Source organism: Streptomyces sp. SID5643 (assembly GCF_009872555.1).
Taxonomy (GTDB): Bacteria; Actinomycetota; Actinomycetes; order Streptomycetales; family Streptomycetaceae; genus Streptomyces; species Streptomyces iakyrus.
Map to the genome: position 1 here is coordinate 1 of NZ_WWIC01000219.1, position 15999 is coordinate 15999.

General features: G+C 69.6%; 13 protein-coding genes. 3 read left to right on the forward strand and 10 right to left on the reverse strand.

Annotation, left to right across the window (positions count from 1 at the left end; translation table 11 throughout):
* Window positions 1–10: 10 nt before the first annotated feature.
* The 6 genes from GTY56_RS24805 to GTY56_RS24830 form a co-directional block, all read right to left on the reverse strand.
* A complete protein-coding gene (locus GTY56_RS24805) occupies window positions 11–1195 on the reverse strand; it encodes a Rieske 2Fe-2S domain-containing protein (protein ID WP_161367540.1) in 1185 nt (394 codons plus the stop codon).
* Between the two features lie 142 nt (window positions 1196–1337).
* On the reverse strand, window positions 1338–1883 hold the full coding sequence (locus tag GTY56_RS24810) for an AAA family ATPase (RefSeq protein ID WP_161367541.1): 546 nt from the start codon (window positions 1881–1883) through the stop codon (window positions 1338–1340).
* Window positions 1884–1905: 22 nt separating this feature from the next.
* A complete protein-coding gene (locus tag GTY56_RS24815) occupies window positions 1906–2361 on the reverse strand; it encodes a hypothetical protein (RefSeq protein ID WP_161367542.1) in 456 nt (151 codons plus the stop codon).
* A gap of 58 nt (window positions 2362–2419) precedes the next feature.
* Complete coding sequence (locus GTY56_RS24820; RefSeq protein ID WP_161367543.1) at window positions 2420–2950, reverse strand: GNAT family N-acetyltransferase; 531 nt, start codon at window positions 2948–2950, stop codon at window positions 2420–2422.
* A gap of 199 nt (window positions 2951–3149) precedes the next feature.
* Window positions 3150–4868 carry a SpoIIE family protein phosphatase gene (locus tag GTY56_RS24825; protein ID WP_161367544.1) on the reverse strand — a complete coding sequence of 573 codons (1719 nt, stop codon included), beginning with the start codon at window positions 4866–4868 and terminating at the stop codon, window positions 3150–3152.
* Between the two features lie 199 nt (window positions 4869–5067).
* Window positions 5068–5853: an endonuclease/exonuclease/phosphatase family protein gene (locus GTY56_RS24830; protein ID WP_237525014.1), complete on the reverse strand. Its 786-nt coding sequence runs from the start codon at window positions 5851–5853 to the stop codon at window positions 5068–5070.
* 246 nt (window positions 5854–6099) lie between these two features.
* Here GTY56_RS24830 and GTY56_RS24835 point away from each other — a divergent pair, with 246 nt between their 5' ends.
* Both GTY56_RS24835 and fxsT read left to right on the forward strand, forming a co-directional pair.
* Window positions 6100–6795, forward strand: a complete 696-nt coding sequence (locus GTY56_RS24835) for a GAF and ANTAR domain-containing protein (protein ID WP_161367545.1) — start codon at window positions 6100–6102, stop codon at window positions 6793–6795.
* Window positions 6796–7050: 255 nt separating this feature from the next.
* Complete coding sequence (gene fxsT, locus GTY56_RS24840) at window positions 7051–9513, forward strand: FxSxx-COOH system tetratricopeptide repeat protein (RefSeq protein ID WP_346345565.1); 2463 nt, start codon at window positions 7051–7053, stop codon at window positions 9511–9513.
* 70 nt (window positions 9514–9583) lie between these two features.
* Here the strand turns inward: fxsT and GTY56_RS24845 are convergent, their stop codons facing one another.
* The 4 genes from GTY56_RS24845 to GTY56_RS24860 all read right to left on the reverse strand — a co-directional run bounded on the left by GTY56_RS24845 (window position 9584) and on the right by GTY56_RS24860 (window position 15271).
* Entirely contained in the window at window positions 9584–10105 is a 522-nt protein-coding gene (locus GTY56_RS24845) for a hypothetical protein (RefSeq protein WP_161367547.1), read from the reverse strand.
* Entirely contained in the window at window positions 10102–11934 is a 1833-nt protein-coding gene (locus GTY56_RS24850) for a hypothetical protein (protein WP_161367548.1), read from the reverse strand. The genes GTY56_RS24845 and GTY56_RS24850 overlap by 4 nt, the downstream gene beginning before the upstream one ends.
* Window positions 11935–12001: 67 nt before the next feature.
* A complete protein-coding gene (locus GTY56_RS24855) occupies window positions 12002–14101 on the reverse strand; it encodes a hypothetical protein (protein ID WP_161367549.1) in 2100 nt (699 codons plus the stop codon).
* Between the two features lie 774 nt (window positions 14102–14875).
* On the reverse strand, window positions 14876–15271 hold the full coding sequence (locus GTY56_RS24860) for a nuclear transport factor 2 family protein (protein ID WP_161367550.1): 396 nt from the start codon (window positions 15269–15271) through the stop codon (window positions 14876–14878).
* A gap of 134 nt (window positions 15272–15405) precedes the next feature.
* Here GTY56_RS24860 and GTY56_RS24865 point away from each other — a divergent pair, with 134 nt between their 5' ends.
* On the forward strand, window positions 15406–15981 hold the full coding sequence (locus GTY56_RS24865) for a PadR family transcriptional regulator (RefSeq protein WP_161367551.1): 576 nt from the start codon (window positions 15406–15408) through the stop codon (window positions 15979–15981).
* Window positions 15982–15999 lie beyond the last annotated feature (18 nt).

Consider the following 15999-nt stretch of genomic DNA (forward strand, 5'->3'; position numbering starts at 1 on the left):
GAGCCGGCTGTCAAGGAGTGCCGGCGTCCGCTCCCGGGGCCGGCCCGCGGTCCTGGCCGTCGCACATCGGGGCGGCTCCGCACGCGGCGGCCCGGGGGCGGATCGGGACGCCGTTGGTGCGCAGCACCTCCCGTACGTCCAGGATCAGGGAGAACACCTCGCGGTTGCGGTCCTCGCCCTGCTCGTCCCAGGCCCGCTGCTCGGCCTCGACGGCCATCCGGTCCTCGGCGAACACCCGCTCGGTGAAGCGCCTGATGAGCGGCCAGGCCAGGTGCAGAGCCCCGGGAACCCGGGGCTTCTCGATCATGAGCAGGCCGAAGGTGTGGCACCTGCGCTGCTCGGCGTCCTCGGGCACATAGGCGACCCAGAGCCGGAAGGCCGGCCGCTCGGCGTTCTCCGGAACCAGGTCGAGCGTCTGGTACGGGTACTCGGTGCGGATCGTCATGACGTCGCGGGAGTCGCTGCCGCCGATGCCCTCGGCGGCCAGCAGACTGGCCCCGCGGTTGCGTTTCCCCCCGGTGTGACTGAACAGGTACCTGGCCTCCACCGACCGCTCGTCGGTCCGGGAGTCGAGCAGTTCGGGACGGAGTCTGCCCACCACGCCCCGGTGCAGGAACTGGTGGTTCATGTCGAGGAGGTTCTCGTGCATGAACGAGTAGTGGCAGCGCACGGTCCGGGAGTAGGTCATCGCCTTGTACCGCGGCGAGCCGAAGGCCGGCAGGTCGGGCAGCGGGGTGACGGCCGCCCTGTCCGGGTCACCGGGGAACGCGAACACCAGGCCGTACGCCTCGCGGACGGGGTAGCCGCGCACGCCGCGCGGCGGTCTGCCGTCGCCCTTGGAGAGGTACGGGATCTGCGAGATGCGGCCGTCGCCGCGATAGGCCCACGCGTGGTAGCAGCAGCGCAGTGCCTCGCCCTCCACGACGCCCATGCTGAGCGGCACCTGACGGTGTGCGCACCGGTCCTCCAGCGCGTACACGGTGCCGCTCTCCCCGCGGTAGAGCGCGATGCGCTCGCCGGCGAACGCCGTCGCGAACGTCCGCTTGCCGCGCACGTTCTTCGACAGTGCGACCGGGTACCAGTAGTCGGGATTCGCCCCGACGCGCCGGAGGTCGACCATGCCGGTCCTCGGATCGCGGTGCGCCGAGGGCCATGCGGTCCCGGCGGAGACCCCGGCCTCGTCGGTCTCGGTCATACCTCTCCCTCGCGCGTACGGGCAGCGACAGCCGCGCGTCGCGTCGGGCGGCAGCACCGAGCTGCCGACGCGGGCGCCCGGCACCGTCCATCCTCACCGCGGCGCGCGGTTCACGCCCTCCCCGGCGCGTACGGACGGGTGACTAGAGGTCGAGAGCGGGGAGACCTGCCAGGCCGGTGCCGTGCATGATGCGGTCCACGGTCTCGCGCAGGGTGCTCTCGGCGCCGACGACGGTCTCGACGCCTCCGGGCAGCAGGTCCAGTTCGCGGTACCAGTCGCGCAGTTGCGCCTCACCGACCTCGTGCGCGATCGGCTTGGTGGCATGGCGGACGAGGGTCTGCTCGAACGGCACGTGCAGGTAGTACGCGTGGGTCGGCCCGCGGTGGTCGGCCCGCAGCCGGGTGAGCATCTCGCCGTAGTGGTCGGCGTACAGGATCCCTTCGACCACGACGTGGTACCCGGCGTCCAGGGCGTAGCGGGCCGTCAGATCGATCAGACCGATGTTCGCCGCACCGGGCCGGTCCCTTTCCCGCAGGACGATCCGGCGCAGATTGTCCTGTCCGACCAGCGCCACTCCTCGGCCGAACCTCTCGCGGATCCCGGCCGCGACGGACGACTTACCGGCCCCGCTGTTGCCCCGCAGCACGACCAGCCGGGTCTGTTCGGTCCCCACCATCACGCGCGCCATCCTACGAGCGGCGGTGACGGTGTCAGGCGCTGTCGGCAACCGGCGAGGGCCTCTCCCCCGGTGCCGGCGCCGGCGCCCACAGCCAGGCACGCCTGCGGGTGCGGCCCACGATGTCCGTGCTGTGCGCGGCCGCCACCGCAGCCATGAACGGCCATGCGAGGAAGGTCATGCCGAGCTGGGCGACGGCCCCGTCCGTGCCGATCGCGACGACGAGGAACTCGGCGGGGAAGACCAGCGCGCCGAGCAGCGCTCCCGTGAGGGTGATGGCCCACGGACGGGTGACGGCGCGCGCCGCGAGGGCCAGTCCCCCGGCGAGGATCAGGCCCATCAGGGCACCGGCCGACAGGCTTCCCCCGGTGAGCAGCACGCCGTAGCGCACGTCGCGGGCGGCGAGTTCGGTGTCCCCTCCCCGGAGGAACTCCACCAGGGCCACCCCCAGGGCGAGAGCGGCCCACGGGATGCCCGGGACACACGCCATGAGCAGGCCCACTCGCACACCGCGCCCCGCCGCGCCGCCTCTTCTCACACCCTCCACGTCAGGGCCTCACCAGTCCGCCGACCCACCAGTCGTGCGGCTGGCCGTCGTTGGCGATGCTGCGGCTGCGCAGCGTCCCCTCGACGGTGAACCCCAGCCGCTCGGCCACGGCACGCGAGGCGGTGTTCCCGGTCATGGCCCACCACTCGATGCGGTGGACGTCGAGCGTGGCCCACCCCCAGTCGCAGAGCGCTCGCGCGGCCTCGACCGTGTAACCCCGGCCCCGCTGCTCCTTGACGGCCCAGTAGCCGAGTTCGTAGACGCCCCGGCTGACCCTGGTGAGGCAGTACGAGCCGACGAGGGCCGAGGTGTCCTTGCGGAACGCCCCGAGGATGTAGTTGTCGTCGGAGACCCAGCCGTGGGGCCACTCCTCGCAGACCCGCTTCTCGGCGTCCTGCCGTCCGAAGGGTACGGGAACCGGTGTGTAGAACTGAATGTCCTCGTCCTGGCAGGCGTCGTACACCGCGTCCGCGTCGGCCGGCCCGAAGGGCCGCAGCACCAGACGCCCGGTTTCGAGAGTCACTGGATCCACCGCGCCAGTATGAGGGTGGCCCCGCGCCCGTCACCAGCGCATTTCGCGACGGGGGCCCGGCCGGCTCCGGTGCCGCGCGGCCCGCCTGGGGCCGAGGAGATGTTCCGCGCCCGGCGGTCTCGTTCACGGGCGACGGCTCGACGGAGAGAAGGAGCGTGGTCGGTGTGGCCCTGCCCCCTGTGCACAGCCCGTTCCGGGTTCAGCGCTCGGGCACACGCACGGCCAGGAGGGCGACGTCGTCGTCGTTGCCGGAGGGGCGGACGCGGCGCAGGAGCTGGTCGGTGAACGAGGCGAGGGGGCGGTGCGCCAGGGCGGCGGCATGCTGACGCAGTCGCTCGAGTCCCTCGTCGAGGGTGCGGCGGGGCGCTTCGACGAGGCCGTCCGTGTACAGCACCAGGGTGGAACCGGGCGGCAACTGCGCGGTGGCGTCCGGGCGGCGGGTGCCGGTCTGGGTGCCCAGGAGGATGCCGTGGCCCTCGGTGAGGTAGTCGGCCAGGCCGTCGTGGCTGATCAGCAGCGGCGGCGGGTGGCCGGCGTTGGTCCACGACAGCTGCCAGTGGCCGTCCTCGGCCGGTTCGACCCGGGCGAAGATCGTCGTGGCCATGGTGACGTCGGTGATGTGCTGGATCGCCTCGTCGAGCCGCTCGACGATGCGGCTGGGGGGCTCGTGCTGGGACCAGGCATAGGCACGGAGCATGTTGCGGACCTGTGCCATGCCGGCCGCCGCCTCCAGGTCGTGGCCGACGACGTCCCCGATGGCGAGGGCGGTGGACGCGTCCGACAGGGGGAAGGCGTCGTACCAGTCGCCGCCGACCTGTGAGGCGTCCGGTGCGGGCAGGTAGCGGGCGGTCATCTGAAGGCCCGAGACGCCCGGCATCTGCGGCAGCAGGTGGTTCTGCATGGTCTCGGCGACTTTGCGCTGGCGCTGGTAGAGGCGGGCGTTGTCGAGGGCGAGGCCGGCACGGCGTGCGATGTCCTCGATCAGGGGCAGGTCCACCGGGGTGAAGGGCGCCGGGTTCTCTTCGCGGCCCAGGGTCAGCGCTCCCAGGACCGCGCGGGTGCTGCGGATGGGCGCGATGGCCGCGGAGTGCATGCCGGTGGCGTCGAAGAGGCGGCGCTGCTCGACCGCGATGCCGGAGTCGGGCGGCCCCTGGTAGGTCTGCGGGCCGGCGAGATTGGAGGCGACCCCGCGTAGGGCCCTGGACAGGGGCATCGGGGACTCCTCCGGGATCGGCGGCATCGGCCCCTGGAGATCCTCGTGGTGCGTGAGCGTGTCACCCTCGGAGTGGACGACGACGGTGCGCCACACCTCGTCGCGCTCGGTGATCAGGTCGACCACGAGCCAGTCCGCGAGGCGGGGCAGGACCAGCGCGATCAGCCTGCGCAGCGCCTCGTCGACGTCGAGCGTGGAGGTCAGCTGGGCGGTGGTCTCGGCGAGCAGGGCCAGCCGGTGCAACTCCGAGAGCGGCTGGGTCGCAGGCTCCGGCAGCGGGTCGGGGGCCTGGTCGTGGTCGGGGGTGTGGAAGACGACGAGCGTCCCGGCGTGGCGGCCGCCCACGTCGTACGGCGTGATCAGCCAGGAGATGCGCAGCAGGGTGCCGTCGCCGCGGGCGAACCAGTCCTCGTCGGACTGGGCCGTGCGCCCGGCGTGGAAGGACTGCCGCATGGCGCACCGGGTTCTCGGCAGGGGCTCCCCCTGCGGGCCGCGGTGCAGCAGGTCGTGGGCGTCATGTCCCATCAGCTCATCGGCGGACCGGCCCAGGAGCTGCTCGGCGCGGGTGTTCGCGGCGATGATGCAGCCTTGCTCGTCCACGACATAGGCGCCCGCGCCGATGGCTTCCAGGGTCCCGGCCAGCACGACGGACGCTGTCGGCACGGACGGCCCGTGAACGGTCTCCGTGTGCTCCGGCCCCGTCATCGCGGCCTCCCTGCTGATCGGGCCGGCGTCCCTGTCGCCGGCATGCCCTGGTTACCTGCCCTCCCCGTATGCCCATACGACGGAGGATTCCACGTCGCGGGGCGACACGGGGTCCCGCCGCGGGGTCCGTGATCACGGTGCGGGCCGCTGACCTGCGGAGGCGGGCATCGGGGAGGGCAGAGCCGGCCAGCACGCCCGCTCAGGCCGGTTTCACGTCGGTGTGCAGCAGGTGGTGGTCCGAGGACGGCGTCGGCAGCACCCGGTGCCTGAGCGGGGCGAAGCCGCGCAGGAACACGTAGTCGAACTTGCTCTGCCAGTCGGTGGTCGGCCGGCAGGTCCCGGTGGGCGACGGGCGGCACTGCGGGTCCGCGTCCGTGGCCAGCGCCCACATCCGGGAGAGCTCCGGGGCGTCCGGCACGGCGTTGAAGTCACCGAGGACGATCGCGCGCTCGTACCGGGCGACCTCCGCTGCGAGGACGCGCGTCTGGTCCGCCCGGACCGCCTCCTGACGCCGCTGCGCGAGATGCGTGTTGAAGACCCGGACGGGCTGTCCGGCCACGAGGGTGGTGACGGCCATGTACCCGCGGTCCTCGGACCCGCCGTCGGGGTACTCGACCTGGACGGGGTCCGTCATGGGTGCGGCCGAGAGGATCGCCTGGCCGAAGGCCCCCGGACTCCACGGCGCTCCCCCGCAGCGGCCCCACTTGCGCAAAACGGACCCGTACTCGACGTGGTAGACCAGCCCGTGGAGGTTCTCCAGATACTCCCGGATCCTCTCCACGTCACGCACGCACGCCTCCTGCAGGCCGATGACCTGGGGCGCGTAGGCGGCGATGTCCGCGGCCCGGTCGACGTCACTCACCGTGCAGGGGTTGCAGATGTTCCAGGTCATGACCCGGTTCGAGACGACGTCCCCGGCGGCCGCGGCGTGCCGCGGCCCGGCGAAGAGGCCGCCGTTCGGTGCGCTGGGGCCGACCAGCACCATGCAGACCGCCAGCACGGCGCCCGCGAGCAGCCGCGCACCCGTACCCCGACCGAGCACCCTCGCCTCCTCACCGGTGCGTGCACCTGGCGTCCGACGTCTCCCAGCACGAGGTTATGGGACCGGGGCGCGGGAAACACACGCATGGCCCCCTTTCACATTCCGGCTCATCGGTCCTGGCGCCTTCGCCGCGCAGGGATCAGGCTGTGCATAGGGTGGCCGGACTGATGATCGACCCGGGTGGTGGCGATGGAGTGGCAGAAGTTCGCCGAGGAAATGGCCGTGCTCGCGCGGACCCTGCTGAAGCAGGACTCGGTACAGCAGACGCTGGACGAGATCGCGGCGTCGACCGTGAAGCTGGTGGACGGCTGCGACGCGGCCGGGATCCTCGCGGTGCGCAAGGGCCGCGCCGTGACACTGTCCAGCTACGGGGAGATGGTCGAGGAATCCGACCGTCTGCAGGGCGAACTGGGCGAGGGGCCGTGCTTCGATCTCGCCCGCCGAGCGGACAAGGAGCGGGTGTACCGGATCGCGGACCTGACCCTGCCCCAGCCGGACTGGCCGCGGTACGCCGAGGCCGCGCGCGGACTGGGCATCGGCAGCATGACCGGGGTCCTGCTCTACACCCATGAGGAGGACTTCGGCGCGCTGAACCTGTACGCTCGCCGCCCGGGGACCTTCACCGAGGACATCGCGACCGCCGGCTGGCTGCTGGCCTCGCACGCCGCGGTCGCCCTCGCGGACGCGCGCACGATCGACCAGCTCGAACACGCCCTGGAGACCCGGCACGCCATCGGCGAGGCCATGGGCATGCTGATGGAACGTCATGGCATGAGCGAGGAGGACGCCTTCAGCGTGCTGCGCAACATCTCCCAGCACCACAACATCAAGCTGCGTGACGTCGCCCAGCAGATCCGGCAGAAGCACAGCGACGGTCCGGGGTGATCGGCTGCTGTTGCCCTCATTCCCTCAGTCGCCTCAAGGGGTCTTGTCGAGCGCGTTCGACGGCGCGGTGCATGTGATCAGGGATACCGACAGGGGACAGCGACTCCTCACCGCCCCACCTCATGCTCCTCTCGCTGCTACGACAGGGCTTCCGCCGCGGACGGCCGGGGCATCCTTGCCCCACAGCCACGATCGGGGGAACGGATGGGCGGAGCAAGGCCGAACAGGCCGGGCGAGTGGGTCCGTTGGCTCTTGGTGGCGTCGCTGGCTGCCGTTCTCGGGACGGTGGTCTGGGCGGTCGTCCGCTACGGACTGGAAAAGGCGGACCAGACGGCGAGCGTCGTCGGCGGCACCATTGCTGTGCTCAGCCTGCCGATCTCCTTGTACGCCCTGCGAGCGCCCGGCCGGGCGGAGGCCGACGTGGCGGGGAACAGTGCACCCGCAGCACGGGAGTGGGTGCCTGCCGTCGCAGCCAATGCGTCTCTGAGGCCGCCGGTTCCGACAGCACCCGTACGGGGCCGGGACGGTGAACTGGCCTTGCTGGACCGTCTGCGTTCCGGTGGGGGGATGGCAGTGCTGTGCGGGGCCGGCGGCCTTGGCAAGACCACCCTTGCCGCCGAAGCCGCTCGCCGCGCGCAGCAGGCCGGGGCGGCGGTGTTCTGGGTCCAATGGCAGGACGATGCCGGTCGCTTGGCCGAAGACCTCATCCGGATCGGACAAGCCCTGGACCTTTCCGAAGGCCGACTCGACGCGGCGCGGCGGGGCCAGGCAGTGCTGGTCGATGTGGTGTGGGAACACTTGGCTGCGGTGCCGGGGTGGGTGGTGGTCATCGACAACGTCGACCGCCCCGGGCGGGTGGGGCCGACGAGGGATGCGGTAGCGGTCTATCGGGGATGGCTACGTCCTGAGGGCGCCGGGCTGTTGATCGTCACAAGCCGGGACACCGCGGCAAGCACTTGGGGACCGCAGGCACGGATACTCGATCTGGAGCCGCTTCAGGAGGCAGCCGCGGCCGCAGTCCTGCGCGATGCAGCGCCATCAGCTGGTAGCGAGGAAGAGGCGGGGGCGCTGGCCGCGCGGCTGGGAGGACTGCCTCTGGCTCTCGACGCTGCGGGCCGGTACCTGGCCACCGCGACGAGCCGCTACCGCGACTTCACCGCCTACCGGGAGGCCTTGGACCGGGAGTTCGGTGACCTTCTGGGGGCTCAGCACCCCCAAGCCGCTTCCGATCCGCACATCGCCCGCACCGTCGTACGGCACACGTGGGACCTTTCCCTTGACCAGCTCCACACCGACGGTCACACCCTGGCCCGCCCTCTGCTGCACCTGCTGGCCCTGTTGGAAGCAGCCCCCATCCCCCGCTCCCTTGTCACTCCCGCCCTCCTGGCCGAAGCCACCGGTCAGAACGTGACCGTAACCGCTCTGGATGAGGCTCTGGCCGGGCTTCACCGGTACGGCCTCCTGCACATCCCCGGGGCCGCGCCGAACGCACCGGACGGGGACGGCGCCCCCACCGGAATCGGCCCGCTGGTTCTGCATCCGCTGGTTCGTGAGGTCATGGCCACCAACCTCGCGGGGACCGATATCACCTCGTGGCGCAACGCTCTTCACGCGCATCTCACGCGTGCTGTGGACGGCACCGTCCGAGCCCGGCGTGCCGGCTGGCCCACCGCCCGCCTGCTCGCCCCTCATCTCCTGCCGTTCCTGAACCACATCCAGGACGACACGTTTGTGGCTACCCGCAACACACTCAATGCCCTGTCCGACACACTGTATGAAGCCGGCGCCACCTCCGAAGAACACCTCCTACGTCAGCAGGTTCTGGACGCAGAGATACGTCACCTCGGGGCCGACCACCCCGACACTCTCGTCAGCCGCAACAAACTCGGTCTCGCTTTGCGCCGCCTCGGTCGCCATCACGAAGCCGCCACTGTGCACCGCGAAACGCTCACTGACCGTCAACGCACCCTGGGTCCCGACCACCCGCACACCCTCAACAGCCGCAACAACCTTGCCCTTGCTCTTGTCGACCTCGGCCAGTACCCGGAAGCCGCCCACCTCCTCCGCCGAACCCTCGCGTACTACGAGAACATCCTGAGCCCCGACCACCCCGATACCCTCACCGCCCGCAACAACCTCGCCCTCGCCCTGGACCACCTCGGCCGGCACCAGGAAGCCGCCGACCTACACCGCCAGACCCTCAACGACTCCGAACGAACTCTTGGCCCCGACCACCCCGACACCCTGGCCAGCCGCAACAACCTCGCCCTCGCATTGCGTCGCCTCGGTCGCCATCAGGAAGCCGCCGACCTGCACCGCCGCAATCTCGCTGACCGCGAACGAACTCTCGGCACCGACCACCCCGACACCCTCAACAGTCGCAACAACCTCGCCCGCGCCCTTGACCACTTGGGCCAGCACCAAGAAGCCGCCGACCTGCACCGCCGCAATCTCAGTGACTGCCGGCGCGTCTTCGGCTTCGACCACCCCCACACCCTTACGAGCCGCACCAATTTCGCCCGTGCACTGCACCACCTCGGTCACCATCGGGAGGCCGCCGACCTACACCGCCAAGCCCTCACCGACTTCGAGCGGATCCTCGGCCCCGACCATCCCAACACCCTGGCCGCACGCAGCAATCTCGTGGCTGCAGAGACAGCCGCCGCACAGGTGAGGCGCCTTCGGTGGCCGAGATTGCGTCGCCGCAGTGGGCCCTAGCCTTATGGGCCGCTACAGGGTCCGGCCAGGCGCGGCACAGCTACGGACCCTTGCCCGGCGAGGGCACCGGTCAGCGCACGACGACTCCGACGGCCGCGAGGACGAAGGTCAGGAAGACCATCACCACTGTCATCCGCCCCCATCGTTCGGTAGCGGACTGGCGGGCGCGCATCGCCTCGACGTCGACCGCCAGGGAAGTACGGAACCTGGCCAGCCGGTCCTCGACCACCGCTTCCAGCGCTGCCGTTGACGCCCTGGCGTCCGCGGTGAACCGGCTCAGTTCACGGAGAAGGGCGGCCGTGTCGTCATGGGCGGCGGCCGACCGGGTCTCGTGGGCCTCCAGTTGACCGCGCAGCCCCTCAATTCCGCGTAGCAACGACTCCTGTCGCTTCTTCAGGGCGCGTGCGATGTCGTCCTGCTCGACCGCCACCGCGCTCAGGCCCTTCCTCAACTCGGCCAGAGACTTGTCGAGCCGCTCCGTCTCTTCGGCGACGCGCTCGATCGTGCTTGCGGCAAGCGGTCCGGTCAGCTGCTCTACGACATCCCGGAAAGAGGCCCACAGAGGCTCGTGGGCAGGGGGCTCATCGGTCATGGAAACATCCGGTTCAGGTCGTGGATCGCACGCAGCGCGGCCAGAACGAGCCAGGAGCGCTCGTCACCGTCCGAGCGTGCCGCCCGTTCCAGCAACTGCTGGACGTGGGTCTCGTTTCTCTCACTGTGGACGCTCCGTACCGAACGGGCCACGCTGAGGTTGGCCTTGTCCTCGGCCTCTTCCTCAGCCGCCGCTTCGAGTAGATTGTCCAGTTCTGCGGCCACGCGTGCCAGTGCCTCGGCGGTCCGGTCGGCGTACCGCGACGCGACCTCACACTGCTGCTCGGCGTCGGTTTCGGCCTTGGAAAGCTGGTCGGCCGCCGAACCGGCATGCGCACACAGGGTCTTCCGGATCCAGGCCGGCATGTCATGGCCGACGCCGGTCATCTTCGCGTAGCAGTAGCTTGGGGTCTCTGAATCCCGGACGAGGCGTTTCAGCCATCCCTGTTCACAGAGCTCGCAGCAGCGGCACAACTTGTCATACTTCTTCCGTATCCTCGCACTGAGGTCGTGTGGCGGCTGCTGCGGCACGGCCGGTTCCCCGACGGTTCTCCTCCAAGCGGTCCAGGCCTTGCGGGCGGCCTCTGTCCAGGCGGCGCGCTCCTCCTCCTGTTTCGCGCGGACCAGATTGCCCTTCATCTCCGGCGCGGCCGGACGGGCGTAGGCGATGGGCCACCCGGCGAGCTCCTCCAAGCTCTCGCGCAGTGACTGGCTTCTCCGGCGAGCGGCTTCCGCGGCCGCCCCGGCCCGCTTCACGAAGACGCACGCCTCGTTGTGCGCACGCTTGGCCCGCTGCCGGGCCTGCGCCGCGTCCAGCAGGGCCTGGTGACGACGTCTGGCGTTGTCCTGCACGATGATCTCGACTCTGGCGGCGATTTCCGACACGGCCAGATGCCTGCGGTCGACGTCCGAGTAGCGGGCAACGGTTTCGCTCAGCTTTCGCAACAGCTCGTCACAGACGGGAGCCATTGCCTCGGCGTATCCGGCGTCGCTGTCCAGCAACTCCTGCCAGGACTCGCCGATCTCCACCGGATACAGGGCGCTCGGAGCGACCGAGGGCAGCTCCGAAACAAGCAATTCACGAGCGTAGTGGCCCTGCACGGCCTCTGTGATCCGGCTGTGGTTCCGGTCGGGAGAGTCGGCCTCGCCCAGCACCTCATGGAGATACCTGCGCACACTTTCACCGCTGAACGCCCTGGTGAACACCATGCTGAAGCGGTGCGTCTGCTCCCCCCAACCGAGCAGGAAGGGGTTCTCGGTGATCGCCGGGTCTCGCACCATCTCGGCGAACTGATCCGCCGAAACGACGAAGACGACATGGTCCACCACGGGTGCGTAGAGGGCCAGCAGGGCCTTTGCCGCCTCCTGCTCTTGGGGCCCCGCGCCGTGCAGTCCCGGCAGGTCGAAAACTCTGATGTCAGTTCTCTTCTCAGGTCCGGCGAAGCGTCCGGGCAGCCCGATCTCGAGCGGTCGGGCCCCTGATTCCCACCGCAGTCCGTCTCCTGTGGCGCCGGTTCGGAACGACCTCAGCCGCTTTTCGAGCTGCCCGGACGTCAGCCAGGCCGTCCCCGGCTGCGCAGGAGAGGTGTCGCCCGGGTCGTCGTAGGCGAAGGACCACAGGTCCGGGTCTCCGGACCACTGATACCGGATGGGCACCGGAGTTGCCGACCGGCCGCGCCCCCGCCCAGCCCGCAGAGGGACGGCCGCCTCGGCTGCGAGCTTCGGGTCGGTCACGCCGAGCAGCCTCAGCAGCAGGGTGGTCTTGCCCACCTGCGAGTCCCCGAGCACCATCACATGAGCAAGGTCGGACTGTTCGAGCGCCTGGTCCACGCCCCGCAGCCTGGCCCGCAGCCAGGCGACGGCTTCGGCTGACCAGGACCAGCGCAGCCGATCGAGGTCATCCGAGTTCAGCAAAGCCGAGCGCCTCCAGCATCCGTTCGCGATAGCTCTCCACCGCACGGGTGGCCGACACCAACCGGAACTGGCTGTTGAGTTCGCTGTCCGCCCCCAATGCCCGCTGCAAACGGGCTTGCAGGACGTCCCGGGTCACGCGCAGCAGCTCGTCCACGTTTTCGAGTACCTGCTGTTCGGCCACTTCCTTGTGCCGCTTCAGCAACAACGAGGCCAAGCGGGCGCGTTCGGCCATCGTGTTGTTGCCGGCCTTGAGAAGCGTGGCGCTGACGACACCGACACCGAGCGTGGTCAGCAGCAGCGTCGAGACGGTCGCGCTCGCCCCGGCGGACTTCACGCCACCCGCAAACAGACCGGCCGAGAGCTGTCCCACGTTCGTGACCAGGTCGATGTCTTCCGTGACGAACCGATCCGTACCCAGCAGGAGGCCGACGGTACCCAGCAGCGCCTTTCGCTCGTCCGCGAGATCGCGCAGCAGGTGCGACAGCTCATCGGGCGACTTGTCCGTCGTCAGTGAGCCGTCGGGCATGGCAAGCTCACCGACCGCGAAGGCCCGAGCGTCGAGTGTCATGAACGGCAGAGCCTTGACGGTTTCGACGAGCTGCCCGCTGACTCTGACGGTGGGTACATGAGCGTCCTGCGGCTCGGCGGAGGGTGCGTCGGCAGCGTCGGCTGGTGGCCGGCCCGTGAGCACCAGGGCGACATCGCGATCGAGGCGCCCCTGGGTGAGAGAGCTGGTGAAGGCTCCCGAGTGGATTTGCCGTTGGATCTGGACGGTCGCCTCGATGCACTCCAAGTAGGCGGCGTTGGGCCCGGGCAACCCCGGGTGCTCCGACTCCGCAGATGTCAGCCACGCCTCCCGCACCAGCTCGGTCAAACGGTCGTCTCGCTCGTTGCCTCGCAGCCGCAGGAACTCGAGAGTGCGGGTGCCTGCTTCCTTGAACCCTCCGCTGTCTTTCAACAGCTTCGTCAACCTGGCCGAAGCTCGGTCCAGGTGCCGGCCATAGCGCTCGTCCACGTTGGGGGCGAGGGTACGTCGCAGGCCGTCGCTCGCCTGGTCGAACTCGTCCAGCAGTGTCTGGATCTGGTCGGCGGTCTGGCTGTCGAGGATCTTGCGGTCGCGCACTGCCTTCGCCGACCTGAGCACACCCGCAAGATCTCGTCGGATCAGCTCTTGCATCAGGCGGGTCTCCAGCCGCCGGCTGTCCCTGGCACTGCCGCGCTTGGCGTCGAGGCGCTCCCTGAGCGTGGCGATCCAGTTCTTCGGGCTACTGCCGTCCTTCCCCACGGGCACGACATCCCGCGGGTCGGTCCCGAACACCTCTACCGCCCTGGCGATGCGCTCCTCGATCACCTCGGAGGCGGATGCCTCACAACGTGTCACCGCCACCACCATGTGCAGATCGTCCTCACCCCGGCGCAGCAGGCTCAGCAGCTCGGGCTGTCCGGCGTTGGCCAGTCGGCGTTCATCGGCCACCAGAAGCACGGCTGGGCTGGTGGCCAGGACGATTTTCATCAGCTCCTGCCACTGCTCCTGCGCCCGGCCCCGTTCCAGGCCGGGCAGCAGCACGAACCCGGTGCCTTCCAGCTGCCAGAAGCTGAGCGGGACTTCGAGCTGGGTGAGCAGCACGCGGGCATCCTGGCTCTTCACATGCCGGCGCCATTCCTCCCGTTGGTCGGCGGAGTAGTACCGCAGGTCGACCAGTTGGCCCGTTCGCTCCGCGTCGACGCCGGATCGCCCGAAGACGACCACCCCGCGGGGCTCCTGAAGGCCGGCCTTCTCGACGATGGCGACCGGGCACTTCTCGCCCAAGCCGGTGTTGTCCTCAAGCCAAGAGCTCGCTTCCGGATAGAAGTTGCGGGCGAGCAGTGTCTTACCGGCCCCCTGCTCGCCGGCGATCGAGACGAATCGATGCCCCCCGAGCGAGCTCAGCACGTAGAGCTGCCGCACGAGAGGCCGCCAGTCATTATGGTCGGCATCTCGGATGTCCAGCTCCACACCGAGCCGCATCAGTGCCATGGCCAGCCCTTGCAGCAGTCGCTCCGCTTTGACGAAACGGCCATCGGGGTCTTCCTGTGCGTCCATGGCCCCCTGCCTCGGAGAATCGTTGTGGAGATCTACGCGACATCGCGGGTGTGACTGTCTGGATGCGCGCCTGTCCGGCCGCCTCCGTAGCCAGGGAGCCGCGAATCGCCCGTTTGCGTGCTGTCAGGCAGGTTCCAGTGTGTCGGCAAGTCGGTTGCGCGCGATACAAGTTGAGCCAGTCCCTTGTCGTTTCGCGCTGTAGATCCCCCTACAGTGGTGGACAGCGGTCAGACAATTGCGTGAGGTGAATGCTCGCCTCCCCGGGCACGAGAGGGCACGGCCCGGGTGCGGGAGGCGGCTCAGTCCGCTGACAGAACCAGCGTGGTGGGCAGCCACGACACCCTGGAGCAGCCCCGAGGCGCGCCCGCGGAGCCACCAACATCTGTGGAACTTGCACAAGACGACAGGCCGAGCACCAAGCCGTCATGCAGCGTGGGAAGTCGTTGCAGCACGCCAGCCCCCGGGGCTCCAGAGGCGTCGCCGGCAGCTCGGGCTCAAGCAGCGGATTGTGACGGGTCTGCTCGGATCACATCGGTGAGACCGCGGGCGCCGGCGCGGTCACGACAAGCCGGTGCCTGGTGCGGGGCGGCTCTCCGAGGCCTGAGGATCAGTGGCCGGTGACGAAGCGTCCGCGCCGGAAGGAGGTGGCGCAGCCCCGGAGACGTTGTGGCGCTCCACAAGAGGGTGCGCGGCCCTGCGCGTTGGGGGGTGCGGCGGTGGCCAGTGGGGCATTGCCCGCGCCGAGGACCACCGCGTCGTGGTCCGTTGCCGCGGTCACTGCTCGGCCGCGGCCTCTCGGGCGATCTGCTCGAACTGGGCGCCCATGGCCTCGGAGAGTGCCTGGGCGGCGGAGAGCGGGCGCACCATGACCGTGAACTCGTCGATCTTCCCGTTGTCGTCGAAGTGCAGGAAGTCGCATCCCTGGAGATGCTTGCCGGCGACGGTGGCGGTGAAGACGAAGGCGTGGTCGCGGCCGTCGGGGTTGGCTATCTCGCGGATGTAGGTGAAGTCCTGGAAGACCCGGGACACGCCGCGCAGGATCGCGGCGGTGATGGCCTTGCCCGGGTACGGCTTGAAGGCGACGGGGCTGGTGAAGACGACGTCGTCGGCCAGCAGAGCGGCCACGGCGTCCAGGTCGCCGCTCTCGACAGCTTTACGGAAGGGATGCACGAGAACCCGCCTCTCATAGGCAACAAATTGAATAGATGTCCATGAGGCTAGCTGGCTCACCAGGGCTTGTCCACAAGGACGGGGTGGCCTTCATTCACTTCGTTGAGTAATCACAGCGGTGCTAGCGTGTGTCCATGGCTTTGCGGAACGCGGTGATGGCCGCACTGTTGGAGGGCGAGGCGTCCGGGTACGACCTGGCGAAGGCGTTCGACGCGACGGTCGCCAACTTCTGGATGTCGACGCCCCAGCAGCTCTACCGGGAGCTGGAGCGCATGGAGGCCGAAGGGCTCGTCACGGCCCGCGTCGTCGAGCAGGAGCGACGCCCCAACAAGCGCCTGTTCTCCTTGACGGAGGCGGGGCGGAAGGCCGTCCGCGCCTACACCGCCGAGCCCTTGGGCAAACCGGCGGTCATCCGGGACGAGCTGTTGGTCAAGGTGCAGTGCCTGGACGCGGGCGACATGGAAGCGGTCCGGACCGCCATCGCCGAACGCATGGAGTGGGCCACCGCCAAGCTGGCCCGCTACGAACGACTCCGGCAACGTCTGCTCGACGGGCGCTCCGAGGAGGCGTACTTCGCCGAGGCCGAGCGCATCGGCCCCTACCTCACCCTGCTGCGCGGAATGTCGTTCGAGCGGGAGAATCTCCAGTGGGGGGACATGGCGCTGCGCAGGCTCGAACAGCGCACGGCAACGCTCCGGGCCGACAGCTGACCTGGGGCGGTACCTGGA

Bases quoted from the DNA above. Each gene is read 5' to 3' on its own strand.
- GTY56_RS24805 (WP_161367540.1), bottom strand. From the start codon at position 1,195: ATGACCGAGACCGACGAGGCCGGGGTCTCCGCCGGGACCGCATGGCCC.
- GTY56_RS24810 (WP_161367541.1), bottom strand. From the start codon at position 1,883: ATGGCGCGCGTGATGGTGGGGACCGAACAGACCCGGCTGGTCGTGCTG.
- GTY56_RS24815 (WP_161367542.1), bottom strand. From the start codon at position 2,361: ATGGCGTGTGTCCCGGGCATCCCGTGGGCCGCTCTCGCCCTGGGGGTG.
- GTY56_RS24825 (WP_161367544.1), bottom strand. From the start codon at position 4,868: ATGACGGGGCCGGAGCACACGGAGACCGTTCACGGGCCGTCCGTGCCG.
- GTY56_RS24830 (WP_237525014.1), bottom strand. From the start codon at position 5,853: ATGGTGCTGGTCGGCCCCAGCGCACCGAACGGCGGCCTCTTCGCCGGG.
- GTY56_RS24835 (WP_161367545.1), top strand. From the start codon at position 6,100: ATGGAGTGGCAGAAGTTCGCCGAGGAAATGGCCGTGCTCGCGCGGACC.
- GTY56_RS24845 (WP_161367547.1), bottom strand. From the start codon at position 10,105: ATGACCGATGAGCCCCCTGCCCACGAGCCTCTGTGGGCCTCTTTCCGG.
- GTY56_RS24855 (WP_161367549.1), bottom strand. From the start codon at position 14,101: ATGGACGCACAGGAAGACCCCGATGGCCGTTTCGTCAAAGCGGAGCGA.
- GTY56_RS24865 (WP_161367551.1), top strand. From the start codon at position 15,406: ATGGCTTTGCGGAACGCGGTGATGGCCGCACTGTTGGAGGGCGAGGCG.